Below are 26,546 nucleotides of genomic sequence, written 5' to 3'. Positions count from 1 at the left end.
ACGCGAGTGAACGACGTACAGGACGACGGCTGGTGGTACTGCCTGACCCACAACAGGGTCGAGCACGGCGCCGGATGCCCGAACCGGGAGAGGATGGGCCCGTACCCCGACGAGGCCACGGCGGCCCGGGCGCTGTCGATCGCGGCCGACCGCAACGAGGAGTGGGACGCCCAGGACGAGCGCGAGGCGGACGGCGGTTCGTGAAGGGTCCGCGGGCCAGGGCGGCAGCGGCTCTGACAGGATCGGGCCATGACTGAAGAGAGCACGCCCGAGAGCGCTGACACCGCCGGGCAGACCATCGCGGTCCTGGGCGGGACCGGCGACCAGGGGCGCGGCCTGGCACGCCGGTTCGCGCTGGCGGGCCACACCGTCGTCATCGGGTCCCGCAGCGCGGAGCGGGCGCAGAAGGCCGCGCGAGAGCTGGTGGAGGCGGAGTCCGCGCGGATCGACGTCCGCGGCCTGGACAACGACGCCGCCGCGGCGGCGGGCGACATCGTCATCGTCGCCGTGCCGTGGGACGGGCACAGGGAGTTGCTGGAGGGCCTGGTCGAACCCCTCGCGGGCAAGATCGTGGTCGACTGCGTCAACCCGCTCGGGTTCGACGAGAGGGGCCCGTACGCGCTCGACGTCGCCGAGGGCAGCGCGGCCGAGCAGGCGGCCCGGATCCTGGAGGGGAGCCGGGTCACGGCCGCCTTCCACCACGTGTCGGCGGTGGTGCTGCTCGACCCCGGGGTCGAGCAGGTGGACCTCGACGTCCTGGTGCTGGGCGAGGACCGCGCCGCCACCGACGAGGTGCGCGCCCTGGCCGGGCGGATCCCCGGCGTGCGCGGGGTCTTCGGCGGGCGTCTGCGCAACGCTCACCAGGTCGAGGCGCTCACCGCCAACCTGATCGCGGTCAACCGCCGGTACAAGACCCACGCGGGCCTGCGTATCACCGGTCTGTGAACCCCGTGCGCGCGTCGGGGCCGCGGGGAGGCGCTCCCCGCGGCCCCGGCCCGGGGCGGCGGCTCAGGAGAGCCAGTCCTTGACCTTCCCGACCAGGGCGGCCGGGTCGCCGCCGACGGGGGTGACGTTGAGCTGGGTGACGCCCGCGGCGCGGAAGGCCTCCACGCGCTCGCGCACGTAGGACTCGGGGCCGACCAGGTTGGTCAGCTCCACGAACTCCTCGGGCACGGCCGCGGCGGCCTCGTCCTTCCTGCCGTCCAGGTACAGGTCCTGGATCCGCTCGGCCGCCTCCTCGTAGCCGTAGCGGCGGGCGACCGTGTTGTAGAAGTTCTTCCCCTTGGCGCCCATGCCGCCGACGTACAGCGCGATCATGGGGCGCACGAGGTCGAGCAGCTTCCGGGTGTCCTCGTCCTCGCCGATGGCGAGCAGGCCCCCGGCGGTGATCTCCAGCCCGCCCAGGGAGGGGTCCCGCTTCGCCCGCCCCTCGGCCAGGGCCTCGCCCCACACCAGGTCGGCCTTCTCGGGGATGAACAGGTGGGGGAGCCAGCCGTCGGCGATCTCGGCGGTCATCGCCACGTTCTTCACGCCCAGCGAGGCCACGTGGACGGGGATGTCCGGGCGCCGGGGGTGGTTGATGATCTTGAGGGGCTTGCCCAGCCCGGTGCCCTTCTCCGGCGGCAGCGGGATCTGGAAGACGGAGCCGTCGTGGGTGAGGCGGTCCTCGCGCGCCCAGACCCTGCGGCAGATCTCGATGGTCTCGCGGGTGCGGGCGAGGGGCCTGGTGTAGGGGACGCCGTGGAAGCCCTCGACGACCTGCGGTCCGCTGGCCCCCAGGCCGAGGACGGCCCGTCCGCCGGAGAGGTCGTCGAGCCCGGCGGCGGTCATCGCGATGAGGGTGGGAGTGCGGGTGTACATCGGCAGGATGGCCGAACCGATCGCCACGGTCTCGGTGCGGGCGGCGATGTACCCCATCAGGGTGGGGCTGTCGAACCCGTAGGCCTCGGCGACCCACACGGTGTCGAGCCCGGCCCTCTCCAGCTCGACCACCCGGTCGACGGAGGCCTTGGGGTCACCCGCGTACTGGAGCGGCATCGAGATGCGCATGTGTGTCCTCCCGGGAGGGCCGGACCCCGGCCCGTGTGGGTGCTGGGTACGGGAGCAACTCTACTGCCGAGTACCGTTCGGCCTGTGGTCCGGCCCACACCCCTGCGACCCCTCCGGGGAGGCGCCCCGGACGCCCCGGGACGGCCCCGGCCGCCGCCGGCCGGGGCCCCGGCCGGCGGCGGGGGCGGTCAGCGGGGGGAGTCGCCGGTGACCAGCGGCAGGGACGGGTCGGCGGCCCACGCGGTCATCGAGCCGTCGTAGACGGCGACGTCCTCGCGGCCGACGAGCGCGAGCGCGTGCGCGACCCCCGTGGCCGCGATGCCCCCGCCGCAGTACGTGACCGGGGTGACCCCGGGGTCGAGGAGGCCCGCGCCGTCGAAGAGGGCGCGCAGCTCCTCCACCGGCCTGAGCCTGCCGGTCTCCGGGTCGAGGACCTCGCCGACCGGCAGGTTGACGCTGCCGGGGATGTGGCCGTCGCGCGCGTAGGTGTGCTTGTCGCCCCTGTAGGTCTCCGGGTCGAGCACGTTGACCAGCACCGTCCTCCGGTCGTCGACGGCCGCGGCCACCTCCTCGGTGGAGCGCAGCAGCTCGGGGCGCCGCTCGGCCTGGAAGGCCATGGGGACCGGGGTGGGGGTGGGCTCGTCCGTGACCGGCAGGCCGGCGGCCTTCCAGGCGCGCAGCCCGCCGTCGAGGACCACCGCGCCGTCGAAGCCCTCCAGGCGCAGCTGCCACCAGAGGCGGGTCGCCCAGAACCCGGTGCTCCGGTCGTAGACCACGACCGTGCGGCCGGGCCCGATCCCCAGTGCGCCCGCGCTGACCGCGAACTTCTCCGAGGGCGGCACGGTCCACGGCGCGGGGGCCCCGGTGTCCGCGAAGTCGGTGGTCAGGTCGGCGAAGAGGGCGCCCGGGATGTGCTCGGCCTCGAAGCCCGGCCGGCCCGACTCCACCGTGTAGGGGCCCTCGTCGGGAACGGACAGGAGGGTGGTGGAGTCGACGACGACGAGGCCCTTGTCGTCCAGGTGGTCGGAGAGCCACTCCACGCTGACGGTGGGTGCGGTGCGTTCTGTCATGGTGCGTACCCCTGTATCCGAGAAGTCCGTTCAGGAACGCATGGTATCCGGCGGGTGGCGAAAGCCCTGGTGGCGGTGGTCACCGGGGCCGCGCCGGCCGCGCGGATCACCGCCGCGCCCCGTACGGGGGACCGCCGGCCGGGGCGCACGCACCCCGGCCGGCGGCCGTCGTCCCGCCGCCGGCGCCCCTACCGGGACGCCGGTCCTGCGCTCCCCGCTCAGCTCGCGTAGGAGTGGCGCTCCTCCGGGAAGGCCCCGCTGACGACCTCGTCCGCGTAGGCCGAGGCCGCGTCGCGCAGCGTCTCGTGCAGGTTGGCGTAGGTCTTGACGAACTTCGCCACCTTCGGGCTCAGCCCGGCCATGTCCTGCCACACCAGCACCTGGGCGTCGGTGGACGGACCCGCGCCGATGCCGACGGTCGGGATGGAGAGCTGCTCGGTGACCTGCGCGGCCACCTCGGCGGGCACGCACTCCAGGACGACCGCGAACGCCCCCGAGCGCTCCATCTCCTTGGCGTCCTTGAGCAGCCCGGCGGCGGCCTCGCCGCGGCCCTGGACCCTGTACCCGCCCAGCGTGTTGACCGACTGCGGGGTCAGGCCCAGGTGCGCCATCACCGGGATCCCGGCGGACACCAGCAGTTCCACCTGGGGTGCGACCGCGCGGCCGCCCTCCAGCTTCACCGCCTGGGCCCGCCCCTCCTTCATGAACCGCGACGCCGACTCCAGCGCCTGCTGGGGGGAGGACTGGTAGGAGCCGAACGGCAGGTCGGCGACCACCAGTGCCCGCCGGGTCGAACGGGACACGGCGGCGGTCAGGGGGACCAGTTCGTCCACGGTGACCGGGACGGTCGTGTCGTAGCCGTAGACGACGTTCGCGGCCGAGTCGCCGACGAGCAGCACCGGGATCCCGGCCTCGTCGAAGACCCGGGCGGTGAGGGCGTCGTAGGCGGTCAGCATGGGCCAGCGCTCGCCGCGGACCTTGGCGGAGGCCAGGTCGCGGACGGTGACGCGGCGGCTGGTGACGCCGCCGTACAGGGAGTTGCCCGCGGGCGGGGTGTTGGCTGTGATGGTCATGGCGTGTTCTTCCTCCGTCGTCTCGAAGCACCTCGGCGGGTGTCCCCGGACATGTGGACGAATGATGGTCCGCGCTCGCGCGCGTGAGGGCCGTGGGGCCCCGGTGCGGCCCTCGTGGAGGGGGCCGGGCGGTGCGGCGCCGGTGTCCCGGAGGGCTTCCGACCGCCGTGGCCGACGGTGCGGAACCGGTTCCTGCCGCCACACGGAAGCATCATCGCATGCCTGCGACACGCGTCTCCTCGCGGGATACAACCGGATTGCGCCGCCTGCTCATTCCCTGTACCTCTTGTTGCGGAAGGGCCTGCGGGGGTGAGCCGTCATACCGGTTGCGCCACCGGGCGGGACACCGTCGGCCGCGACGGGTGCCACGGCCCGAACCGCCCATCGGGGTCCCGGCAGCGGAGGTGGCGCGTGGACGCACAGACGGCATACCGGCGAAGATGGGGCGGGCTGGCGGTCCTGGTCATCTGCCTCCTGGTGATCGTCGCGGACAACACGATCCTCAACGTGGCGCTGCGCGTGCTCTCCGACCCGGAGGCGGGTCTGGGGGCCAGCCAGTCGCAGCTGGCCTGGGCGATCAACTCCTACACGCTGGTCTTCGCGGGGCTGCTCTTCGCCTTCGGCGTGATCGGCGACCGCGTGGGGCGGCGCCGCATGATCGTGGCCGGCCTCACCGTCTTCGGGGCGGCGTCGGCCCTGTCGGCCTACTCGCAGAGCCCCGAGCAGCTCATCCTCGCCCGTGCCGCCATGGGGCTCGGCGCGTCGATGGTGACGCCGCAGACCCTGTCGGTCATCACGAACGTGTTCCCGCCCGAGCAGCGCGGACGCGCCATCGGGATCTGGGCGGGCTCGGTCGGACTCGCGATGGCGATCGGCCCCTCGGCGGGCGGACTGCTCCTGGAGAACTTCTGGTGGGGATCGATCTTCCTGATCAACGTGCCCTTCGTCGTTCTCGGACTGGCACTGGTGTTCTTCCTGATCCCGGAGTCGAGGGACGCGGACCCGGGGCGGCCCGACGTCCTCGGCGTGCTGCTGTCCATCCCCGGCCTGGTGCTCCTGATCTACGGCATCATCACCGCGGGGGAACGGGCCTCGCTCGCGGACTGGGACGTGTGGGGCGCGCTGGCCGGAGGCGTGGCCGTGCTCGCGCTGTTCCTGGTGCACGAGTCCCGGACCGAGGACCCGTCCCTGGACGTGCGCTTCTTCCGCGACCCCCGGTTCAGCGTCTCCATCGCCACCATCATGGTGATGTTCTTCAGCATGTCGGGGATCATCTTCTTCCTGAGCTTCTACTGGCAGAGCGTCCGGGAGTTCTCGCCCTTCGCCGCGGGCCTGCTGGTGCTGCCCGCGGCCGTGGGGCAGATGGTCATGGCGCCGCTCAGCCCGACCCTGGTGCGCCGGGCGGGGCCGCGCGTGGTCGCCGCCTGCGGGGTGCTCGGGGTGTGCTCGAGCTTCGTCTTCTTCACGCAGCTGGAACCGGACACGCCGCTCCCGCTGATCATCGGCTTCTTCCTCCTCCAGTCGGGGTCGATGGCGGTCGTGCTGACACCCGCCACGGACGCGATCATGTCGTCGGTCCCGCCGGGCAAGGCCGGGGCGGCCTCCGCCGTGCAGAACACGGTCCGCCAGGTCGCGACCGCGATGGGGGTCGCGATCCTGGGGGCGGTCATCTCCTTCCGCTACCGGGCGGGGATCACCGGGAGCCTCGACCGGTTCGCGCAGGAGGAGGGCGGCGACCGGCCGGACCCCGGTGAGCTGCGCGCGGCGGGGGAGTCGATCGAGGGCACCCTGGCGCTCGCCCGCGGCGCGGGCGAGGCCGGCCGTGCGCTGGTCGGCCCCGCCAAGGAGGCGTTCATGACGGGGCTGCACACCGCCGCGACGATCTCCCTGTGCTTCGGCCTGGTCGGACTGGTGGTGGTCCTGGTCTGGATGCCCCGCGAGGCCGGCCGCCACCAGGAGGCGGACGCCCCGCGGGGCGGGGACGCCGGGGCGAGCTGAGGACGGCGCCGGGAGGGGACCCCGCACACCCGGCCCGTGCCGGCGGGGCCGGGGACGCCGGCCGACGCGCGGGGCGGGGCCGGTCGCCTACGTTGGGGGCATGCGCCTGACCGCCTTCACCGACGTCTCCCTGCGACTGGTCATGCGGCTCGCGGTGGCGGGGGACGGCGAGCTCCTCACCACGAGGACCGCCGCCGGCATGCTCGCCGTGCCGTACACGCACATGGCCAAGGCCGTGGCCCGCCTGTCCGGCATGGGGATCGTGGAGACGCGGCGCGGCCGCAACGGCGGGCTGCGCCTGACGGAGGAGGGGCGGCGGACCCCGGTCGGGTCGATCGTGCGCGCCCTGGAGGGCGGGGGAGACCTCGCCGGCTGCGAGGACGACCCGCCCTGCCCCCTGCGCGCGGCCTGCCGCCTGCGCGGCGCCCTGCGCGACGCGCGCGAGGCGTTCTACTCCTCCCTCGACGCCGTCACCGTGGAGGCGCTGGTGGCGCCGCCGACCCGGGACGCGCTCTCCCTGCTGCGCCCGGAACAGGCGGCCGGGCCCTCCGCCTGACCCCGGCCCGGGCGGGCCGCGTGCGCTCCCGCGCGCCCGGGGCGGGCCGGCCGTCCACAGCCCCTGGCGGAGGCCGCCCGTCCGCGGTTGCATGGATACAGGGGGTGCTCCGGCCCCGCCCGCACCGTGCTGCCCTCCCGCCACCGGCCCCGCTCCCCGCCGGTCCCGGCTCCCGTGCCGCGTGTGGCGAAGGTCTCCGCGCGGGCGCCCCCGGTACGCCGCCGGGACCGGGACGCGACCTCCGCCCCCGGCCGGAGGGGTCCGAGGTCCCGGCAGGCACGGCCGCACGGCCCTGGCGCCGGGGCCCCTCGTGCCGCTCCCGCCCCCTCGCGCCTGCGGCGACGCGCCCTCCCGGGCCGCGGCGGGGCCCCGGAGGAGGACCCCCGGGGCAGGTCCTCCGCGACCGGATTTAATGTGCATTTCAGATACCAATTATCTGATCCGGGAGGGTTCCACGCCTCCCGGCGAAGGAGGACGGCACATGCTCTCCACCGAGTCCGCGGCCACGGTCCGGGCCACCATCCCCGTCGTCGCCCGGTCGCTGGACACCATCACGGCCCGGTTCTACGAGACGATGCTCGGGGACCGCCCCGAACTCCTCGACGGCATGTTCAACCGGGGCAACCAGGCCTCCGGCGAGCAGCGCCGGGCCCTGGCCGGGTCGATCGCCGCCTTCGCCACCGCGCTCCTCGACCACCCGGACGAACGCCCCGACGCCCTCCTCTCCCGCATCGCCCACAAGCACGTCTCCCTCGGGGTCACCGAGGACCAGTACGCGGTCGTGCACAAGTACCTCTTCGGCGCCATCGCCCACACCCTCGGCGACGCCGCCACCCCGGAGGTCGTCTCCGCCTGGGACGAGGTGTACTGGCTCATGGCCGGGGCGCTCATCGCCCTGGAGGCCCGCCTGTACGCCGCGGCCGGGTGCGCCGGACGCGACGTCTGGCGCCCCTGGCGGGTGGCCGAGCGCCGCGAGCAGACGCCCGACACCGTCTCCCTCACCCTCGAACCCGGCTTCGGCGACCCGGTCCCCGACTTCCTGCCCGGCCAGTACGTCAGCGTCCGGGTGCGCATGCCCGACGGCGTGCACCAGGCCCGCCAGTACTCCCTGAGCGGCTGGGACGGCAGGCGCCGCCGGATCACCGTCAAGCGGCTGCGCGCCGGCGAGACCCCCGCAGGGGAGGTCTCCACCCTGCTGCACGACACCGCCGGCGCCGGCGACACCCTCATGGTGTCCGCCCCCGCGGGCGACGTCGCCCTGTCCGGGGGCGACCACCCCCTCCTGCTGGTCTCCGCCGGGATCGGCTGCACCCCGATGGTCGCCATGCTCCACCGGCTCGCCGAACAGCACAGCACCCGCCGGGTCCTCGTCCTGCACGCCGACCGCGGGCCCGCGGATCACGCGCACCGCGACGAGACCGCCGCGCTGGTCGGCGAGCTCCCCGGGGCGAGCCTCCGGACCTGGTACGGGAGCGGCGGCGACGGGCGCATGGACCTGTCCGGGGTCGGGGTCCCCGAAGGCGCCGAGGCCTACCTGTGCGGGCCCCTGCCGTTCATGCGCGACGTGCGCGCGCAGCTGCTCCGCGCCGGGGTGCCCGCACGCCGGGTCCGCTACGAGGTCTTCGGCCCCGACCTGTGGCCGGGCGCGGCCTGACCTCCGGGAGGGCGGCCCCGGTTCCGGCGCCGCCCTCCCGGGCGCGGCGCCGGGCGGCCGTCGGCCCGGAGGCGCCGCCACTGGGCGACCCACCGCGAAACCGACATACTGAACGGCATGCAGTCCCACGGCCCCTCCCCCGTCCTCGTCGGACGCGACCGCCTGCTCGCCCGCCTCGCCGGGGACGGGCGCCACGCCCGGACACACGGCGCCCGTGCGACGCTCGTGTGCGGCGAGGCCGGGGTCGGCAAGTCCCGGCTCATCGAGGAGTACCTGGCACGCGCGGACGCGGGCCGCACAGCGGTCGGCGGCTGCCTCGAACTCGGCGCCGACGGCGTCCCGTTCGCCCCCTTCACCACTCTGCTGCGCCACCTCGCCCGGGAGGAGGGCGCGCCGCCCTCCGCCGCCCACAGCCGGGAACTGGCCCGGCTCCTCCCCGAACTCGGCCGGGCTCCCGAGGGGGCGGACGACGGCCGCGCCCGCCTCTTCGAGTCCGTCCTGACCTTCCTGGAGGAGCGCTCCCGCCCGGGCGGACTCCTGGTCGTCGTGGAGGACCTGCACTGGGCGGACGCCTCCACGCGCGACCTGCTCGTGTTCCTCCTGCGCAACCTCGGCGACGTCCCCGTCCACCTGCTGGTCAGCGTGCGCACCGACGACATCCACCGCACCCACCCCCTGCGCGGGCTCCTCCCCGAACTCGAGCGCCTGCCCCGCGTCGGCCGACTCGACGTCGGCCCGCTCGACCGCGACGCGGTCGCCGCCCAGGCGTCCGCGCTCCGCGGCGGGGCACTCGACCCCGCCGCCCTCGACCTCCTCCTCGAGCGCACCGGCGGCAACCCCCTGTTCGTGGAGTCGTTCCTCCACAGCCAGGACCCCACCGGAGGACCCATCCCGGAGGGACCCCGCGGCCTCCTCCTCGCCACCGTCGAACGCCTGCCCGACACCACCCGGCGCGTCCTCGGCCTGGCCGCCACCGCGGGGGACCGGGTCGACCACCCCCTCCTGGCCGCCGTCGCCCTCAGGTCCGGGCTCACCGAGGAGCAGCTCGACGACGCACTGCGCCGCGCCGCCGACGCCCGGGTGCTGCGCGCCACCGACGACGGCTACGCCTTCCGGCACGCCCTCCTCGCGGAGGCCGTCCACACGGACCTGCTGCCCGGCGAGCGCGTCCGGGCCCACCGCCGCTACGCCGAGGCCCTCGCGCAGGGGGTGCCGGGCATGTCCGCCGCCGACACCGCCGTCCAGCTCGCCCACCACGCCCACGCCGCCCGTGACCAGCCCCTCGCCCTGACCGCCGCCTGGCGGGCCGCCGACCACGCGTCGAGCGCCGCCGCCCACCCCGAGCACCTGGCCCTGCTCGAACGCGTCCTGGAACTGTGGGACCTGGTCCCCGACGCCGCCTCCAGGGTCGGGAAGCCGCGCGGCGAGGTGCTGCGCCGTGCCTCCCGCGCCTCCCTGGACGCCGGGCACCCGCGCCGCGCCGTCGACCACGCCACCGACGGGCTGCGCGAACTGGGCGTCACCGGGTACCACGAGCCGGGCGGTCCGCCGCCCGGGAACGCGGAGCTGATCGCCGGGCTCCGGCACGCCCGGGCCCACGCGCTCAAGGAGATGGGCAGGGACGGCGCGCTCGAGGACCTCGCGGACGCCATCGTCGTCCTGCCCCACGGCCATCCGCTCGCCGCCGCGGTCGGCTCGACCCTGGCCGCCACCCTGATGATGCGCAACCACCACGCGCAGGCCAGGCGCAGCGCGCTCCGCGGACTGGAACAGGCCCGCGCCGCCGGCGACCGCTACAGCGAGGCGGACCTCCTCGTCACCCTCGGCACCCTGTCCTCCACGGAGGAGCACGAGGCCGGGCTGCGGATGCTGGCCGACGGCATCTCCCTCGCCCGGGAGTCGGGCTTCGCCGAAGTGGAACTGCGCGGCCTGAACAACCTGGGCGGCGCGTTCCAGCGGATCGGCAGGGGGGAGGAGCACGGCCGGGTCGTCGAGGAGGGGCTGCGCCGCTGCGCGGAACTCGGCGTGGCCCGGACGCAGAGCGACCCCTTCCACCTGGGGATCGCGGTCAGGCTCGCCCACCAGGGCCGTTTCGCGGAGGCCGAGGAGCGGCTGGCGATGATCACCGGCGACACCGTGTTCATGGCGCGGGCCCGCACCCTCCGGATGAACCTCGCCCACCACCGGTGGGACCTGCGCGGGGTCCGGGAGGCGATGGAGGACTTCCGGAGGCTTCTGCCCGAGCACAGCAGCTCGCCCTCCGAGTACCTTCCCCTCCGCTTCACGGACATGCAGGTGGCGGCGGAGGAGGGGCGCTACGGCGAGGCCTTCGACCTGGCCACGGCCCAGCTCGGCCGCGGCGAGGACCACCCCTCCCCCTTCTCCGACGAGCTGTACGTGCTCGGCCTGTCCCCGGTGGGCGACACCGTCGACCTCCTGCGCGGGGAACCGGGCCGGGAGGGGGAGGTCCGCGTCCTCGCCTCAGGGCTCCGGGAGGTCTTCGACGGGTTCCCGCACGGCACCCGGCACCCCGGGCTCCTCCTGTTGCGCCACCAGGTCATGGCCCAGATCGGTGAGGACCCCGGGGAGGCGCTGGCCGAGGCGGAGGCCGCGGTCTCCCTGGCCGGTGACCGGGAGGACGTGCTCACCGAGGGGCGCATCCGGCTGGTCGCCGCACGGGCCGCCCTGCGGGCCGGCGACCGGGGACGGGCGGGCGCCCACCTCGCCGTCGCCGGGCGCCTCGCCCGCCGGTACGGGCTGTGGCTGTTCGCGCGCCAGGCGCAGCGGCTGTTCCTGCGCCACGGGCTGCCCGACCCCGGGCGGCCCGCCGCGGTCGGGGCCGCCCCGGTCCCCCCGGCCCTCACCGACGGGTCGCCCCCCGGCGGGGGAGCGGGGGCGTCCGCCACCGCCGCCCCTCGCGGGGGCGGGCGGCCCGCCGGTCTCACGCCGCGTGAGGCGGAGGTGCTGGCCGAGGTCGCCAAGGGGCGCACGAACCGGGAGATCGGCGAGGCGCTGTTCATCTCGGCGAAGACGGTGAGCGTGCACGTGACGAACATGATGGCCAAGCTGGGGGTGTCCAACCGCAACGCGGCGGCGGTGCGCGCCCGCGAACTCGGCCTGGGGTGACCCGGCGCCGGGCAGGGCCCGCCCCGGCGTCCCACGGGTCCGGGTCCGCCGGGGCGCGCGCGGGCACCCGCCGGTCGGCGTCGTCCACGGGGCGGGCGTCGGCGTGGGTGGCGCGGGGCGCCGAGGGCCTTCCGGTCCGGTGGCGGATGTCGCCGTCCACACCGGTGCCGGAGGCCCTCTTCGCCTGTGACGGGAGGGGCGGGTGTCACCGACCTCCGTGGTCGTTGCACCTAGAGCGTCGGCAGGTACCGCTGGAGCTCGTACGGCGTGACCTGCCGCCGGTAGGAGTTCCACTCGGCCTTCTTGTTGCGCAGGAAGAAGTCGAACACGTGCTCGCCCAGGGTCTCGGCGACCAGTTCGCTGTTCTCCATGATCCGCAGCGCCTCGTCCAGGCTCTGGGGCAGCGGCCGGATGCCCAGCGCGCGGCGCTCGGCGTCGGTCAGCGCCCAGACGTCGTCCTCCGCGCCCGGGGGCAGCTCGTAGCCCTCCTCGATGCCCTTCAGCCCGGCGGCCAGGATGACGGCGTAGGCCAGGTAGGGGTTGCAGGAGGTGTCCAGCGAGCGGATCTCGATCCGGCTGGAGTTCGACTTGCCGGGCTTGTACATGGGCACGCGCACCAGGGCCGAGCGGTTGTTGTGGCCCCAGCAGATGTACGCCGGGGCCTCGCCGCCCATCCCGGCGGAGGCCGCGGGGTCGTCCCACAGGCGCTTGTAGGAGTTGACCCACTGGTTGGTGACCGCGGTGATCTCGTCGGCGTGGCGCAGCAGGCCCGCTATGAACCCGCGGCCCACCTTGGACAGCTGGAAGTCCGCCCCGGGCTCGTAGAAGGCGTTGCGGTCGCCCTCGAACAGCGACAGGTGGGTGTGCATGCCCGAACCCGGGTACTCGGTGAACGGCTTGGGCATGAACGTCGCGTAGACGCCCTGCTCCAGCGCCACCTCCTTCATCACGAGCCGGAAGGTCATGATGTTGTCGGCCGTGGTCAGCGCGTCCGCGTACCGCAGGTCGATCTCCTGCTGCCCGGGACCGCCCTCGTGGTGGCTGAACTCCACGGAGATGCCCATGGCCTCCAGCATGTTGATGGCGTTGCGCCGGAAGTCGTGCGCGCTGTTGTGCGGGGTGTGGTCGAAGTAGCCGCCCGAGTCGTTCGGCTCGGGGAACTCGCCCATCTCGGGCATCTTCTTCAGCAGGTAGAACTCGATCTCGGGGTGCGTGTAGAACGTGAACCCCAGGTCGGAGGCCTTGCCGAGCTGTCTCTTGAGCACGTGGCGCGGGTCCGCCGGCGACGGGGAGCCGTCCGGCATCAGGATGTCGCAGTACATCCGCGCGGTGCCGTGGGGCTCGTTGCGCCAGGGCAGGACCTGGAACGTGGACGGGTCGGGCTGGGCCAGCATGTCGGCCTCGTAGACGCGGGCGAACCCCTCGATCGCCGAGCCGTCGAAGCCGATGCCCTCGGAGAAGGCGGCCTCCAGTTCGGCGGGGGAGATCGCCACGGACTTGAGGTACCCGAGCACGTCGGTGAACCACAGCCTCACGAACCGGATGTCGCGCTCCTCCAACGTGCGGAGCACGAATTCCTGCTGTCGATTCACGATCAACCTTCCTCGCTGCCGGTCGGTCCGGCGCCGGTCCGCTGCCTGCGGAGCCGGGCCGGGCACGGTGTCCCAGGGCCAGTGTGCCGTGCGGATATTTCCGGGGTATTTCCGCACACGCCAACCAGCCTGCCCGGACAGCCCCCCGCACACGCATTATGACCTGTGGCGGGGGACCGGGGGCCAACGACGCACGCGCCCTTCGCCACACCGGCCCCCGCGCGCGGACCGGCCCGGCGGACGCGGGCCCGCGCAGCCCCGCGGGACGCGGCCGGGACCGGTCCGGCCGCCGCCGGGGACGGCGTCAGCCCAGGCCGAGTTCGCGCAGCCGTGCCCCGGCGGCGGTGCGGTTGGGCACGCCCAGCTTGGCCAGGATGTTGGACACGTGCACGCTCGCGGTCTTGGCCGAGATGAACAGCTCACCGGCGATCTGCGCGTTCGTGCCGCCCGCCGCCAGCAGCCGCGCCACCTCGCTCTCCCGCGCGGTCAGACCCGACGGGGCGGCGGGCGGGGCGCCGCCGTCCCCCAGCGCGACCCCCATCCTCCGCGCCAGGTCCGCGGAGGCGTTGGCCAGCGGCACCGCGCCGCAGGCCTCGGCCGCCCCGTGCGCCCCACGCACCAGGCACGCCGCCCGCGGGCGGTCCCCGGCCGCCACCGCCGCCCCGGCCGCGCGCAGCCGCGCCGCGGCCAGGTGCAGCCGCATCGGCGTGGCCTCCCACGCCGCCACCGCGGACGACCACCGCTCCAGGACCTCCCCGGGCTCCGCGCCGTCCGCCTCCCCGAGACGGGCCCGCACGGACTCCCGGTAGGCCTCCTGGGCGGTTCCGTGGGACGGCATCGACGACACCACCCCGGCCACCAGGGCGCCCACCCGGCGAGCCAGCGCGACCGTCTCCGCCGGGCGGCCGGTCGCGGAGCCCGGACCGGGGGCGGTGGCCCGGCGCACGGCCTCGGACATCACGTCCGCCAGCGGCCACGTGTACCCGTGCGCCGCCTCCAGCGCCATCCGGTCCAGCGCGCTCTCCGACAGGGAGAGCGCCGCGCCGACGGAGCCCTCGACCAGGTCGGTCTCCAGCTGCGCCAGCACGGCCAGCTGCACGATGTTCATCCGGGAGCCGGTCAGCGCCCGCTCCCGCTCCGCAGCCGACGCCGCCCGGCGGGCCGCGGCCAGGTCCCCCTGCGCCGCCGCGGCCCGCGCCAGCACCGCGTCGATGTAGGTGTGGTGCGTGTTCGCGGAGCTGTTGCGCAGGATCGGCTCGACGATCCTCCTGGCCTCGGCCAGGTTGCCCAGCTCGAAGTGGATCTCGGCCCGGTTCTGGTGGTTGAACGTCTTGTGGACCGAGGCCCAGCCCATCGCCTCGTGGCGGGCCAGGGACTCCTCCAGGACCGCCAGCCCCTCCGTGTGGTGGCCCAGCTCCCGGAGGAAGTGCGCGAGGTTGCCCGCTCCGCGCGCCTCCAGGGAGGGGTCCGAGGTCGCCGCGCCGTGGCGGATGCCCGCCTCGATGAGCGGGCGCCCCCGTTCCAGGTCCCCCGCCTGCATGTGGAGGCCGCCCAGGGTGATGCGCGCGTCGGCCGCCGCGCGCATGTCGCAGGACCGGGACGGGTCGGCCAGGGCGAGGGCCTTCTCGGCCAGGCCCCGGGAGGTCCACCCGGCCCGCTCCAGCTCGCGCAGGCGCACCCGGTCGGGACCCTCCTCCCGGTCGATCCTGTGGAGCGCGGTCTCCCGGGCGAGGATGGACAGCAGCAGGGCGTACCCGGGCATGTGGGGCGGATGGAGCTCCAGGGCCCGGGTCAGGTCCGCGATGCCCCCGCCGCGGGCCTCCTGGGAGCGCGCCATGCCCCGGCGGCGCAGCAGCTGCGCCCGCACGGCCCGTGCCGCGTCGCCGTCGCCGTCCTCGGGCAGGGAGGCCAGGGCCTCGTCGGCGAGTTCGACGGCGCGCCGGTGGCGTCCCGCCTCCACCGCGGCGCCGGCGGCCAGGCCGACCACCTCCGCCCAGCTCCTGCCCTGCACCCGCTCGCGGGCGTCCGGGACCCGGTCCCACAGGGCCAAAACGCGTTCGAGCATGGCCAGCTCCTCGCCGTAGGCGAGGGTGTCGCCGGCGCGCACCGCCGCCCACCAGGACGCCTGGAGGGCGCTGGGCAGCTCCTGGGCGGCGTTGTAGTGGTGCGCCTGCTCGGCGGCGCGGCGGTCGGACGGGACGGAGTCGGGGTACTCGTCGATGAGCTGGGCGAAGCGCATGTGCAGCCGGGCGTGGGGGCCGGGGAGGATCTCCTCGTGCACGGCGTCGCGCAGGAGGGCGTGCCGGAACCGGTAGCCGGTCCGGTCCGCGCGCAGCACGTTGGAGTCGACCAGGGTGTGCAGGGCGGCCTCCAGCTCCCGCTCGGGGAGTCCGGCCGCGTGGTGGAGCATCTCGTGCTCGACGAGGCCCGACACGGCGCCGACCGAGGCCACCCGCAGGACCGACAGGGCGGTGGCGTCCAAGCGGTGGAGCGGTTCCAGGAGCAGGTCGCGGAACTGGTCGGGCACCTCCGGCCCCTCGCCGGACCGGTCGACCGCCGCCGAGGCCAGCGCCTCGACGAACAGGGGCACCCCCTCGGTCCGCCGGTACAGCTCGTCCGTCTCGTGGGGCGTGAGTGCGGAGCCCCGTATCGCGGCGGCCTGGGCCCCGACCTCGGCGCGGCTGAGCGGCCCCAGCCGCAGCGGCTCGACGCCCGGCGCGCGCTGGAGTTCGGGGAGGAGGCGGCGGAGGGGGTGGCTGCGGTGGAGGTCGTCGCTGCGGTAGGTGGCGATGATCTGGACGCCGGGGAGGTCGAGGTTGCGGACCAGGAAGACGAGGAGGTCGCGGGTGGCGTGGTCCGACCAGTGCAGGTCCTCCAGGACGACGGTGACCCCGCCGCCCTCCGCCGCGCGGTCGAGCAGGCGCAGGACCTGCTCGAAGAGGATGCCGCGGTTCTCCGGGCGCTGGACCGGCACGTCGCCCAGCTCGGGGAGGAGGCGGGCGAACTCGCCGAGGCCCCCGGGCGCCGCGGCCTCGAAGGCGGCCCGTCCGCGTTCGCGCAGCAGCTGGCGCAGGACCGCCGTGAAGGGCGCGTAGGACAGTCCGTCCACGCCGAGCTGGAGGCAGCCGCCCGTGAACACCGTCCCCGGGGGGAGGGCCGAGACGAACTCGCCGACCAGGCGGCTCTTGCCGACGCCCGCGTCGCCGCCGACCAGGACCATGCCCGACGCCTCGCCGTGGCAGCGCGCGGCGTGGTCGCGGAGGAGCCGGAGCTCGGGCTCACGGCCGACGAAGACGGTACTGATATCGGCAAGTAGTGGCATATCGCCCATTATGTCGAGCGCAGGTGACTCTTCCAGGGGTTTTCGCCAGGGCGGGACCACCGGCGCCGTCCGCCCGGGGGACCCGACCCGCGTTCCGGAGCCGGCGGGCCCCGCGCCGCCGTGCGGGACCGGCCGGGAAAGGGCGGCGGCCCCGGGAGGACCCGGGGCCGCAGGGGCGGGAGCGGTGGCCGGCGGGTCCGGGGACCCCACGGTCAGGCCGCCCGGCCGTAGCGCCGGCGGGCGCGGAGGAGGCCGCCCCGGCGGCGCTCCTCCCGGCGCCGGGCGCGCAGCTCGGCCCGGGCGCTCAGCGCGGCGCGGACGTCGGCCATCTCGCGGACGCGCTGCTCCGTCATCATCCGGGCGTTGGCAGCGAGCAGTTCACTGTGGAACATCGTGTGTCCTCTCCCCGTCGGCGCGGACCCCGTGTCCCGCCGTCCTGGTGTCCACGATCGTCCTAAGAGCCGCTCCGGGGCATCGGGAGGATGCCCCGTCCCGCGGCCGGGTTCCGCCCGGGCGCACCCGGAACGGGCTAAGACGCCCCTTCCGACCCGGGACGGGAAGGAGACCGCCCGCCCGGGGCGTGTCACCGCACGCGTTCCGATGGTCACCCGTAGTTGTCTAGTGCTGTCGGATCGCGAACACACAGGAGGCACGGGATGGCTCGGCTCGTTCGGGGAAGCAGTCGGAGCACGGTGTCCGGATGGGGAGGCGCGTTCGCGGCGGGGCTGGTGGCGGTCGGCCTGGCCGCCGCGCCCGCGTCCGCGTCCGCGGAGGAGAACCCCCGGGGGCTGCCCGGGTCGGCCCCCGGGGAGGAGGGGCGGATGCCCCTGGTGGGGCTGTCGGTGGTGGTGGGCGACGAGCCGGCCAACCCGGGCGAGGAGGTCACCCTGCGCACGACCGTGGCCAACAGCGACGGCGACCCGGTCCGGGGCGCGCTGCTCGCCCAGCACTTCCCGGAGGAGCTGGAGGTCCTGGAGGTCGACGGCGGGGGGTCGGCCGACCAGGGCATCGTGAACTGGCGGGTGGAGGTCCCGGCTGGGGAGGAGGCCGTGTACACGGTGCGGGCCCGGGTGGCGGAGGGGGCCGTGCCCGACAAGAGGGTGATGAGCACGGCCTGCCTGCTGCTCGACCGCGACGCGGACCCGGCCGCGTGCGCGAGCAACACGGTGGTCGTCACCGAGGTGACGGCGATGTCCCGGGTCTCGGAGTACGTCGGCCGGGAGTGGCTGCTCAGGTCGGTGGGGGCGGCCCTGGTGGTGGGGCTGGCCTGGCTGATGTGGCGGCGGAGGGGGGTTCTGCGCAGGGGGTGAGCCGAGGGGGAGGCCGGGCGCCGGTTTTGTTACGTCGGTGTGTCATCAAACCGGAGTCTAAAACTACGGATCGTAGTAGTGTATGGCCATGGACATCCTCTACTCCGCGCTCGTCTTCCTCCACATGCTCGGCCTGGCCGGCATCATCGCGGGCTTCCTCATGCAGCTCATGACCGACAACGCCAAGGCGCCCAAGGTCCTGCTGCACAGCTCGCTGCTCCAGTTCGTCACCGGACTGCTCCTCGTGGGGGTCGCCGAGATGGCCGACCTCTCCGAGCTGGACCACGTCAAGATCGCCGTCAAGCTGGTCGTCGCCCTCGCCGTCGTGGTCCTGGGCGTCCTGAACCTGCGCAAGCCCGCCAGGAACCTCGCGATCATCGCGGGCGTGCTCGCCGTCGTCAACATCGGCGTGGCCGTCTTCTGGTAGCGCCTCCCCGCGCAGAACCTCCGGGGGCGGCTCCCGCAGGCCGTCCGGGGGGAGAGCCGGTGGCGGTACGGATCCCGCGATCCGCACCGCCACCGGTTTTTTGTGCGTGTCTTTCGGTAACCTTGCAGAATTTTTCTGTCGTCGTCCGCACGCGGACGGTGCCGCATCCGTCCAGCTCACGGTGCGGGGCCGGGTGGCGGCGACAGTGGTCGCCGCACGTCATCGGCCTTGTCATCGCACGTCAGTGCGGAGATCATCGCTCTGGGTAAGGGGAGGGGTTCGGTCGAAACCAGCTGTTCACAAGGGCGGGTTGTTCTGTTAGCTTCGTCACTCCCATGCAAGAACTTGCAAATACTGCAAGGGCATGGCGGCAGGGCTCGACGGCCCCGCCGCGCACCCCCCAAGGAGCGCACATGAGTACACGAGGCCCCGGCTCAGCAGCCGCGGCGGTCCTGCTGGGAGCCGGCCTGCTGGCCGCCCCCGGCCCGATCGACCCCCCGCCGGCCCAGGCCGCGTCCGCCCCCGCCGCGGAGGCGGACAGCGGTGAGACCGTCGTCCACCTGTTCCAGTGGAGCTGGGACGCCGTCGCCGCCGAGTGCGAGGACTTCCTCGGACCGAACGGCTTCGGCGCCGTCCAGGTCTCCCCGCCCCAGGAGCACGTCGTCATCCCCTTCGCCGAGGGAGGGAACCACCCCTGGTGGCAGGACTACCAGCCCACCTCCTACAGCATCGGCAACACCCGCCGCGGCACCGCCGAGGAGTTCGCCGCGATGGTCTCCACCTGCCGCGACAGCGGCGTGAGGATCTACGCCGACGCGATCGTCAACCACATGACCGGTGACGGGTCCGGGACCGGCAGCAACGGGACGCGGTGGGCCAAGTACGACCACCCCGACCTGTTCGGCGACGGCTCCGCCGCCTTCGGGGACGGCGACTTCAGCCCCTGCCGCGAGGACATCGCGGACTGGGGGAACAAGGAGGAGATCCAGAACTGCCAGCTCCTGGGCCTGGCCGACCTCGACACGGGCAGCCCCCACGTCCGGGCCCAGATCACCCGCTACCTCAACGGACTGGTCGGCCTCGGCGTGGCCGGCTTCCGGGTGGACGCCTCCAAGCACGTCCCCGAGGAGGACATCGGCGCGATCTTCGGCGGTCTGGACGAGGTCCCCGGGTTCGGCGGGCGGCCGCGCGTCTACCACGAGGTCTACGGCGACGCCACGATCCCCTACACCGCCTACACGCCCTACGGCCAGGTCACCAACTTCGACTACAAACGCGACGTGTCCCGGAGGTTCGCCGGGGGCGACATCGCCGGGCTGACCGCGATGCCCGAGTACGGGGGGCTCTCCTCCGACCAGGCCGTCGTGTTCATCGACAACCACGACACCCAGCGCTACGAGCCCACGCTCACCCACAAGGACGGCGACCGCTACCACCTCGCCACGGCCTTCATGCTCGCCCACCCCTACGGCACCCCCGTGGTGATGTCGAGCTACGCCTTCGGCGACAACGAGACCGAGGGGCCGCCCAGCGTCGGGACGGTGGAGGGCAACCCCGCCGGATGGATCACCGAGGACGCCGACTGCGCCTCCGCCGACTGGGTCTGCGAGCACCGCGACGGCACCGTCGCCGGCATGGCGGCCTTCCGCAGCGCGGTCGGCGACGCCCCGCTGGCCGAGAGGGCGCGGGACGGCTCGTCCCGGGTGGCCTTCGACCGGGGCGGCAGCGGATTCGCCGCCTTCAACGCCTCCGGCCAGGCCTGGGACCTGAACGCCGCGACCGGCCTGCCCGACGGGACCTACGACAACGCCGCGGGCGAGGGCTCCGTCACCGTCGCCGGCGGCCGCGTCACCGCACGGGTGCCCGCGGACGGCGCCGTGGCCCTCCACGTCGGCGGGGAGTGCGACGACCCCGACGGCTGCGGCGGCACCGACCCGGGAGAACCCGGCGGGACCCTCACCGCGACGGTCGACACCCGGCCGGGCCAGGTGGTGCGCGTCGTCGGCGAGACCCCCGGACTCGGCTCGTGGAACCCCGCTGACGGGGTCGCCCTGGCGGACGGGGGCGACGGCACCTGGTCCGGAGCCGTCGCGCTGGAGGCCGACACCGAGTGGAAGCTCGTCAAGGTCGACGGCGGGGGCCGGGTGGAGTGGGAGCCCGGTGGGAACCGGGTCGGCCCCGCCACCGACGTCACGTGGGGAACGCGCTGACCCCTCCGCCCGAGCCCGGGCACCGGCCCGCTCCCGGGGCCCTTTCCGCACCGCCGGGCGGCGTCCCGCGGGACCCGCCCGGCGACACCCGGCAGGCGCTCCCGCGCCTGCCGGCCGCGCCCCCGTGCCGCCCCCGCCGGCACGGGGGCGCACCCCGGAAGGGCCCGGGCGGTCAACCGGCCGAGGCGTCCGCCCGCGGGGCCGGACAGGCGCCCCCGGGCCCGGCCGCGAGCTCGAAGTGCCACATCTCGTTGGCGTAGGTCCGGCAGAGCCCGTGGGCGTCTCCGAACCGGCCCATCCAGTCGGCGGCGTCCGTCCGGCCGATGTCGACCGCGTCACCGCTCACGTGGGAGGAGGACTCCGCGGAGGCGACCCACCGCGCGGCCTCCTCCTCGCTCCCGTAGACCGTGACCGCCGCGTCCAGCAGGAACCGCTGGTAGCGCTCGCTGCGCCATCCGCTGGTGACGACCACGTCCACCCCGTCCTCCCGGGCCTCGGCCGCGGCGGCGCGCACGGCCTCCAGCAGTTCCGGGTCCATCCGCTCCAGCAGGGGCAGGCCCTCCGCGAACGGGGACACGCCCTCCCCCTCGGCCAGGTAGCCGTCGTCCTCGTCCAGCGGCGTGAACCCGGTGACGGGCGCCGTCGCCGTCAGCGGCGGCCCCCCGTCCCCCGCCGGCCCGGGGGACAGGCCCCACAGGGCCACCAGGGCCACGGCGAACAGGGCTGACGTGACCGCGACGGCGGCCGGGCGGCCGGTGGCGTGCGGCCCCGGCGGAACTCGGACCACGGGATCCCTCCCCTCTCCGCCGGACGGGCCCGCCCGGCGCTCCGCACCAGACCAGCAGGGGGGATGTTGCGGGGACGTCGGGTGATCCGCCTACGTTTTCGCAACACGCCGCCGCCTAGACTCGGGCGTCCGTCCGCGGGCGCGGACCGCCGAGGAGGAGGGGACCGCATGCGCGTGCTGATCGTCGAGGACGAGGCCTTCATGGCCGAGGCGCTCCAGGCGGGCCTGCGCCACGAGGCGATCGCCGCCGACACGGTGTTCGACGGGGACGAGGCACTGGAGCGCGTGGCCGTCAACGACTACGACGTCGTGGTCCTCGACCGCGACATCCCGGGCACGCACGGGGACGACGTGTGCGCGACCGTGGTCAGGGACCACCCCGGCACCAGGGTGCTCATGCTGACGGCCGCGACACGGCTCAGGGACAAGGTGGACGGGTTCGCGCTCGGCGCCGACGACTACCTCACCAAGCCCTTCGCGCTGGAGGAGCTCGTCGTGCGCCTGCGGGCGCTCGCCCGGCGCCCGCGGACCGCGATCCCGCCCGTGCTGGAGTTCGGGGACCTGCGCCTGGACCCCTACCGGAAGGAGGCCTACCGGAACGGCCGCTACCTGCGGCTCGCGCGCAAGCAGTTCGCCGTCCTGGAGCTCCTCATGCGCGCGGACGGAGGGGTGGTGAGCGCGGAGACCCTGCTGGAGAAGGTGTGGGACGAGAACGCCGACCCGTTCACGAGCGCCCCCAGGGTCACGGTCTCGACCCTGCGCCGGGCCCTCGGCGAACCGGACCCCGTCGTCACCGTCCCCGGGGCCGGCTACCGCCTCGGCGCCCCCGGCGGCAAGGCGTGAGCGCCGCCCGCCCGCGGCCGACGAAGCCCCTGGTCAGCGCGCGGTTCCGTCTGGCCCTGAGCTACGCGGCCTTCCTCGTCGCCGCCGGAGCCGTCCTCCTGGCGGGCGTCTACGTGGTCCTGCGGTACGTCCCGAACTACCCCCTGACCGCCGCCAACCCGTCCGAGGCCCACCTGCCCATCGCGTCGAGGTCGAAGATCCTCACCGTCCTCGTCCACCTGTCCGGCGCGCTCCTCGCGGCCCTGGCCCTGATCGGGATCACCGGGGGGTGGTTCCTGGCCGGGTGGGTGCTGCGCCCCCTCCAGCGCATCGACGAGGCCGTCCGGCTCGCCGCCGAGGGGCGCCTCGACCACCGGATCCGCCTCACGGGGATCAACGACGAGTTCCGGCGGCTCGCCGACGCCTTCGACCGCATGCTCGACCGGCTCGACGACGCGTTCGCCACGCAGGAGCGCTTCGCCGCCAACGCCTCCCACGAACTGCGGACGCCCCTGGCCGTCACGGGGACGCTCCTCGACGTGGCGCGGCAGAACCCGGACGGGCAGGACTACCCCGCCCTGGTCGAACGGCTCAGCATCACCAACGCCAGGGCGGTGGGCCTCACCGAGGCGCTGCTGCGGCTGGCCGACGCCAACGCCGTCACCGCCGCGGCCGCACCGCTCGACCTCGCCGGGACGGTCCGCGCGGCCGTCCGCGAGGCCGGTGACGAGGCGCGGCGGTGCGGCGTGACCTGGGACCTGCGCCTGGAGGCCGCACCTGTGCTCGGCGACGGGGCCCTCCTCGCGCAGTTGGCCGCGAACCTCGTCCAGAACGCCGTCCGCCACAACACCGCGCCCGGGACCGCCCTGGCCGCCACCGGCCACGACCCCCGCCGGGGGCTCACCACGCTCCGGATCGAGAACACCGGACCCGGGTACACGACCGGGACCGCGGCGCGGCTGCGCGAGCCGTTCCTGCGGGGCGAGGGGCGCACCCGCCGGCGGGACGGGCGCGGCCCCGGGGCGGGGGGAGGCTACGGCCTGGGACTCGCCCTCGTCGCCCGGGTCGTCGACGTCCACGGCGGCACCCTGGACACCGCCCCCCGCGAGGGGGGAGGGCTCGTCGTCACGGTCACCCTCCCCGCGCACCCGGTGTGACGCGCCCGCGCAGGAGCGGCCGCACACCCGGCGGGCTCCGCCGCGGCGCCGTCGCCCGCCCGCCGTGCCCCCGACCGGCCTCGCACCGGGGCCGGGCCCGGCGGGGCGGCCCCGTACTCCACGGGCTCCGCCTCCGTCCGGCCCGCTAGTCGTCGTAGAAGACGCGCTCCATCACCGCGCGCGCCCGCCGGGTGGCGCGCAGGTAGGCCTCCGTCAACTGCTCGGCCGGCCCCTCCCACACCCCCTCCTCGTCCTCGGCGCTGCGGCACCCCATCGCGCCCGCGACCGCGGCGCGCACCCGCAGGTCGGAGGGCAGCGAGTCACCGCCCCGGCCCCGCACCAGCATCACCATGCCCCGCACGCGCGAGGCCAGCCTCCACGCCTGCTCCAGCACCGCGCCGTCGTCCGCCGCGAGGAGCCCGTGGGCCACGGCCGTGTCCAGGGCCTCCAGGGTCCCCGTCGTCCGCAGACCCGGGTACTCGTGGGCGTGGCGCAGCTGCGTCAGCTGCGCCACCCACTCCACGTCCGACAGCCCGCCCCGGCCCAGCTTCGTGTGCAGGGTGGGGTCCGCCCCCCGCGGCAGGCGCTCGGCCTCCATCCGCGCCTTGAGCTTGCGGATCTCCAGCACCGCCGACGGGTCGACACCGCCCTCGGGGTAGCGGACCGGGTCGATCAGCTCCGTGAACGCCCTGCGCAGCTCGGGGTCCCCGGCGATCGGCCTGGCCCGCAGCAGCGCCTGGCTCTCCCACACCTGGGACCAGCGGCCGTAGTACGCCGCGTACGACTCCAGCGTGCGCACCACGGGCCCGCTCCGGCCCTCCGGCCGCAGGTCCGTGTCCACCTTCAGGGGCGGTTCGGCGGCGGGCATCTCCAGCAGCCGCGCCAGCTCGCGCACGATCGCCAGCGCCTGCTTCGTCGCTGCCCCCGTGTCGACGCCCGGCAGGGGGTCGTGCACGTACATCACGTCCGCGTCGCTGGCGTAGGTCAGCTCGCCGCCGCCGAACCGGCCCATCGCCACCACGCACACCCGGGTCAGCGGCTCGTCCCCGGACGCCGCGACGACCCGGTTCTGCGCCAGCCGCAGCGCGGCCTCGATCGTCACCGCGGCGATGTCGGTCAGCGCCGAGCCCACCTCCCGGACCGACGACACCTCCAACAGGTCGGCGGCGGCCGTGCGCAGCAGCTCGCGGCGGCGCAGCGCCCGCACCGCCGCCACCGACTCCTCGGCCGTGTCGTACCGGCGCTGCGCCGCCTCGGCCTCGGCCTCGAGCACCTTCGGGCCGCGCCGCACCAGGTCCTGGTCGTCGGCCAGCATCGCCACCGCGTCCGGGGCCCGCAGCAGCAGCTCCGTCACGTAGCGGCTCGTCCCCAGCAGCCACGCCATGCGCTCGGCCACCCGCACGTCGTCGCGCAGCAGCCGCAGGTACCACGGGGTGGTGCCCAGCGCGTCGCTCACCTGGCGGAAACCGAACAGGCCCGCGTCGGGGTCGGGGGAGTCGGAGAACCAGCCCAGCATCACCGGGAGCAGCGTCCGCTGGATCGACGCCCGCCTGGACACCCCCGACGTCAGCGACTCCAGGTGGCGCAGGGCCCCGCCGGGATCGGCGAACCCCAGCGCCTCCAGGCGGATCTTGGCGTGCTCCGGCGACAGCCGCGCCTCCTCGCCCGGCAGCTGGGCCACCGCGTTGAGGAGGGGGCGGTAGAACAGCTTCTCGTGCAGGCGCCGCACCTCCGACGTCACCCGGCGGCGCGCCTCGGTCAGCTCCCTGACCGGGTTCGCGGTGAACCCCAGCGCCCGCCCCAGGCGGCGCAGGTGCTCGGGGCCGTCCTGGCTCCCGGGGTCCGGCATCAGGTGCGTGCGCCGCAGCCGCTCCAGCTGCAGCAGGTGCTCCAGCCGCCGCAGGAAGCGGTAGGCCTCCGACAGCCCGGCCGCGTCGCGCCGCCCCACGTACCCGGACTCCGACAGGGCCTCCAGGGCCTCCAGGGTGTTGCCCGAGCGCAGCCGGTCGTCGGTGCGGCCGTGCACCAGCTGGAGCAGCTGGACGGAGAACTCGATGTCGCGGAGCCCGCCCGGGCCCAGCTTCAGCTCCCGCTCGGCCTCGCCGGCGGGGATGTGCGCCACCACGCGGCGGCGCATCGCCTGCACGTCCTCCACGAAGTCCTGGCGGCCGGTCGCCTCCCAGACCAGGGGCAGGATCGCCTCCGTGTACGCCCGGCCCAGCCCGGCGTCACCGGCGATCGGCCGGGCCTTGAGCAGCGCCTGGAACTCCCACGTCTTGGCCCAGCGCTCGTAGTACGACAGGTGCCCCGAGACCGAGCGCACCAGCGGCCCGTTCCTGCCCTCCGGCCGCAGGGCGGGGTCCACCTCCCAGAGGGCGCCCTCGGCGTCGGTCTCGGACGGGATGCGCATCATCGCCGTGGCCAGGCGCGTGGCCGCGCGCATGGCGGCCTGCTCGTCCACCGGCGCCCCGGGGTCCGCGGGCCCGGCGGGTTCGGCCACGAACACGACGTCCACGTCGCTGACGTAGTTCAGCTCGCGGCCGCCGCACTTGCCCATGCCGATCACCGCCAGACGGCACAGCGCGGCGTCCTCGGGCTGCTCGGCCCGGGCCACGGCCAGGGAGGCGTCCAGCATGGACGCGGCCAGGTCGGCCAGCTCCGCGGCGGCCTCGTCGACCGTGCACAGACCCGTCAGGTCGCGTCCGGCCAGCCGCAGCAGGCGCCTGCGGTACGCCACCCGCAGGGTGTGCCGGAGGGTCTCGGACGTCCCGTCCCCGACCACGGCCGGGTCGGCGGCCGGCGCCGCGCTGTGGGGGTCGGCCCCCACGGTGTGCAGCAGGCCCCGGCGCAGTTCGTCCGGCTCGGGGGAGCGGGCGGCGTCCGCGCCCCGCAGCTCCCGCCAGTCGCCCGGGTGGCGCACCAGGTGGTCGGTCAGCGCGGGGCTGGTGCCCAGGACCTTGCTCAGCCGCGCCCGGAGGTCGGACTCCTCGCGCAGCACGTCCAGGACCTCGGCCGGGTCCGGGTCGGACTCCAGGACCCGGATCAGCCCCAGCAGGGCCTGGTCGGGGTCGGGGGCGGCCGCGAGGGCGTCGATGACGGCGGTGTCGGCCCGGGCGTCCAGGCCCGCCTCCGTCATCAGCCGCAGGGCCCGGGTGCTGTCGCTGAAGCCACGCCTGGCGAGCGCGCCTGCTGTCATGGTGTTGTTTCCGTCCCTTGCCACGCGTCAACCGTAGCCGGACGGCCCGCGGGCACACCGTACGGCTCTGCTTGCGGTCGTTCGGTCCGGGGCCGCCGCGCCGCCCCTGTGGGCGCGGGGAGGCCCCGGAACCGGGTCGGGGCCGGCATCCGGGCGGATGCCGGCCCCGGGGAGGAGGGTGTCGGGCGCTCGGCTCC

General features: G+C 75.0%; 19 protein-coding genes. 11 read left to right on the top strand and 8 right to left on the bottom strand.

Annotated features, from left to right (window positions below):
• Positions 1-6: 6 nt before the first annotated feature.
• Complete coding sequence (locus tag ACFQBR_RS11200; protein ID WP_344179785.1) at positions 7-204, top strand: hypothetical protein; 198 nt, start codon at positions 7-9, stop codon at positions 202-204.
• Between the two features lie 45 nt (positions 205-249).
• Positions 250-945, top strand: a complete 696-nt coding sequence (npdG, locus tag ACFQBR_RS11195) for an NADPH-dependent F420 reductase (RefSeq protein ID WP_344179782.1) — start codon at positions 250-252, stop codon at positions 943-945.
• 63 nt (positions 946-1,008) lie between these two features.
• Here npdG and ACFQBR_RS11190 read toward each other — a convergent pair whose 3' ends face one another.
• From ACFQBR_RS11190 to panB, 3 genes are all read right to left on the bottom strand, one after another.
• Complete coding sequence (locus ACFQBR_RS11190; protein ID WP_267948831.1) at positions 1,009-2,049, bottom strand: LLM class F420-dependent oxidoreductase; 1,041 nt, start codon at positions 2,047-2,049, stop codon at positions 1,009-1,011.
• 188 nt (positions 2,050-2,237) lie between these two features.
• The gene (locus ACFQBR_RS11185) at positions 2,238-3,119 is read right to left on the bottom strand and encodes a sulfurtransferase (RefSeq protein ID WP_344179779.1); all 882 of its coding nucleotides are present in this window, start codon (positions 3,117-3,119) and stop codon (positions 2,238-2,240) included.
• 218 nt (positions 3,120-3,337) lie between these two features.
• The gene (panB, locus tag ACFQBR_RS11180; protein ID WP_267948833.1) at positions 3,338-4,192 is read right to left on the bottom strand and encodes a 3-methyl-2-oxobutanoate hydroxymethyltransferase; all 855 of its coding nucleotides are present in this window, start codon (positions 4,190-4,192) and stop codon (positions 3,338-3,340) included.
• Positions 4,193-4,603: 411 nt separating this feature from the next.
• Between panB and ACFQBR_RS11175 the strand changes: the two genes are divergently transcribed.
• The 4 genes from ACFQBR_RS11175 (at position 4,604) to ACFQBR_RS11160 (ending at position 11,526) form a co-directional block, all read left to right on the top strand.
• Entirely contained in the window at positions 4,604-6,190 is a 1,587-nt protein-coding gene (locus ACFQBR_RS11175) for an MFS transporter (RefSeq protein WP_344179776.1), read from the top strand.
• A gap of 100 nt (positions 6,191-6,290) precedes the next feature.
• Entirely contained in the window at positions 6,291-6,746 is a 456-nt protein-coding gene (locus ACFQBR_RS11170) for an RrF2 family transcriptional regulator (protein ID WP_267948835.1), read from the top strand.
• 481 nt (positions 6,747-7,227) lie between these two features.
• Positions 7,228-8,400, top strand: coding sequence for a globin domain-containing protein (locus ACFQBR_RS11165; RefSeq protein ID WP_344179774.1), 1,173 nt, complete (start codon positions 7,228-7,230; stop codon positions 8,398-8,400).
• 117 nt (positions 8,401-8,517) lie between these two features.
• Positions 8,518-11,526, top strand: coding sequence for a helix-turn-helix transcriptional regulator (locus ACFQBR_RS11160; protein WP_378553126.1), 3,009 nt, complete (start codon positions 8,518-8,520; stop codon positions 11,524-11,526).
• Between the two features lie 230 nt (positions 11,527-11,756).
• Here ACFQBR_RS11160 and ACFQBR_RS11155 read toward each other — a convergent pair whose 3' ends face one another.
• The 3 genes from ACFQBR_RS11155 to ACFQBR_RS11145 all read right to left on the bottom strand — a co-directional run bounded on the left by ACFQBR_RS11155 (position 11,757) and on the right by ACFQBR_RS11145 (position 16,832).
• Positions 11,757-13,118 (bottom strand): glutamine synthetase family protein, encoded by a 1,362-nt coding sequence (locus ACFQBR_RS11155; RefSeq protein WP_267948838.1) that lies wholly within the window; start codon positions 13,116-13,118, stop codon positions 11,757-11,759.
• A 304-nt stretch (positions 13,119-13,422) separates the two neighbouring features.
• Complete coding sequence (locus ACFQBR_RS11150) at positions 13,423-16,440, bottom strand: helix-turn-helix transcriptional regulator (protein ID WP_344186015.1); 3,018 nt, start codon at positions 16,438-16,440, stop codon at positions 13,423-13,425.
• 212 nt (positions 16,441-16,652) lie between these two features.
• On the bottom strand, positions 16,653-16,832 hold the full coding sequence (locus ACFQBR_RS11145; RefSeq protein ID WP_267948840.1) for a hypothetical protein: 180 nt from the start codon (positions 16,830-16,832) through the stop codon (positions 16,653-16,655).
• A gap of 264 nt (positions 16,833-17,096) precedes the next feature.
• Between ACFQBR_RS11145 and ACFQBR_RS11140 the strand changes: the two genes are divergently transcribed.
• The 3 genes from ACFQBR_RS11140 (at position 17,097) to ACFQBR_RS11130 (ending at position 20,387) form a co-directional block, all read left to right on the top strand.
• Positions 17,097-17,750 carry a hypothetical protein gene (locus tag ACFQBR_RS11140; RefSeq protein WP_344186014.1) on the top strand — a complete coding sequence of 218 codons (654 nt, stop codon included), beginning with the start codon at positions 17,097-17,099 and terminating at the stop codon, positions 17,748-17,750.
• An 88-nt stretch (positions 17,751-17,838) separates the two neighbouring features.
• A complete protein-coding gene (locus ACFQBR_RS11135) occupies positions 17,839-18,177 on the top strand; it encodes a hypothetical protein (protein WP_344186013.1) in 339 nt (112 codons plus the stop codon).
• Between the two features lie 413 nt (positions 18,178-18,590).
• Positions 18,591-20,387, top strand: a complete 1,797-nt coding sequence (locus ACFQBR_RS11130; RefSeq protein ID WP_344186012.1) for a carbohydrate-binding module family 20 domain-containing protein — start codon at positions 18,591-18,593, stop codon at positions 20,385-20,387.
• A 172-nt stretch (positions 20,388-20,559) separates the two neighbouring features.
• Here ACFQBR_RS11130 and ACFQBR_RS11125 read toward each other — a convergent pair whose 3' ends face one another.
• The gene (locus ACFQBR_RS11125) at positions 20,560-21,174 is read right to left on the bottom strand and encodes a M15 family metallopeptidase (protein ID WP_344184191.1); all 615 of its coding nucleotides are present in this window, start codon (positions 21,172-21,174) and stop codon (positions 20,560-20,562) included.
• Positions 21,175-21,342: 168 nt separating this feature from the next.
• Here ACFQBR_RS11125 and ACFQBR_RS11120 point away from each other — a divergent pair, with 168 nt between their 5' ends.
• Both ACFQBR_RS11120 and ACFQBR_RS11115 read left to right on the top strand, forming a co-directional pair.
• Positions 21,343-22,017, top strand: a complete 675-nt coding sequence (locus ACFQBR_RS11120; RefSeq protein WP_344184192.1) for a response regulator transcription factor — start codon at positions 21,343-21,345, stop codon at positions 22,015-22,017.
• A complete protein-coding gene (locus tag ACFQBR_RS11115) occupies positions 22,014-23,153 on the top strand; it encodes a sensor histidine kinase (RefSeq protein WP_344184193.1) in 1,140 nt (379 codons plus the stop codon). The genes ACFQBR_RS11120 and ACFQBR_RS11115 overlap by 4 nt, the downstream gene beginning before the upstream one ends.
• 145 nt (positions 23,154-23,298) lie before the next feature.
• Here ACFQBR_RS11115 and ACFQBR_RS11110 read toward each other — a convergent pair whose 3' ends face one another.
• Positions 23,299-26,349 carry a bifunctional [glutamine synthetase] adenylyltransferase/[glutamine synthetase]-adenylyl-L-tyrosine phosphorylase gene (locus ACFQBR_RS11110; protein WP_344184197.1) on the bottom strand — a complete coding sequence of 1,017 codons (3,051 nt, stop codon included), beginning with the start codon at positions 26,347-26,349 and terminating at the stop codon, positions 23,299-23,301.
• Positions 26,350-26,546 lie beyond the last annotated feature (197 nt).

Source organism: Nocardiopsis tropica (assembly GCF_042660575.1).
Lineage (GTDB): Bacteria > Actinomycetota > Actinomycetes > Streptosporangiales > Streptosporangiaceae > Nocardiopsis > Nocardiopsis tropica.
The sequence above is the reverse complement of the archived record's forward strand: the minus strand, read 5'-3'. Positions and strand labels throughout refer to the sequence as shown.

Coding starts and splice junctions, on each gene's coding strand:
- npdG (WP_344179782.1), top strand. CDS start 250: ATGACTGAAGAGAGCACGCCCGAGAGCGCTGACACCGCCGGGCAGACC.
- ACFQBR_RS11190 (WP_267948831.1), bottom strand. CDS start 2,049: ATGCGCATCTCGATGCCGCTCCAGTACGCGGGTGACCCCAAGGCCTCC.
- ACFQBR_RS11185 (WP_344179779.1), bottom strand. CDS start 3,119: ATGACAGAACGCACCGCACCCACCGTCAGCGTGGAGTGGCTCTCCGAC.
- panB (WP_267948833.1), bottom strand. CDS start 4,192: ATGACCATCACAGCCAACACCCCGCCCGCGGGCAACTCCCTGTACGGC.
- ACFQBR_RS11170 (WP_267948835.1), top strand. CDS start 6,291: ATGCGCCTGACCGCCTTCACCGACGTCTCCCTGCGACTGGTCATGCGG.
- ACFQBR_RS11165 (WP_344179774.1), top strand. CDS start 7,228: ATGCTCTCCACCGAGTCCGCGGCCACGGTCCGGGCCACCATCCCCGTC.
- ACFQBR_RS11160 (WP_378553126.1), top strand. CDS start 8,518: ATGCAGTCCCACGGCCCCTCCCCCGTCCTCGTCGGACGCGACCGCCTG.
- ACFQBR_RS11150 (WP_344186015.1), bottom strand. CDS start 16,440: ATGCCACTACTTGCCGATATCAGTACCGTCTTCGTCGGCCGTGAGCCC.
- ACFQBR_RS11145 (WP_267948840.1), bottom strand. CDS start 16,832: ATGTTCCACAGTGAACTGCTCGCTGCCAACGCCCGGATGATGACGGAG.
- ACFQBR_RS11140 (WP_344186014.1), top strand. CDS start 17,097: ATGGCTCGGCTCGTTCGGGGAAGCAGTCGGAGCACGGTGTCCGGATGG.
- ACFQBR_RS11135 (WP_344186013.1), top strand. CDS start 17,839: ATGGACATCCTCTACTCCGCGCTCGTCTTCCTCCACATGCTCGGCCTG.
- ACFQBR_RS11130 (WP_344186012.1), top strand. CDS start 18,591: ATGAGTACACGAGGCCCCGGCTCAGCAGCCGCGGCGGTCCTGCTGGGA.
- ACFQBR_RS11120 (WP_344184192.1), top strand. CDS start 21,343: ATGCGCGTGCTGATCGTCGAGGACGAGGCCTTCATGGCCGAGGCGCTC.
- ACFQBR_RS11110 (WP_344184197.1), bottom strand. CDS start 26,349: ATGACAGCAGGCGCGCTCGCCAGGCGTGGCTTCAGCGACAGCACCCGG.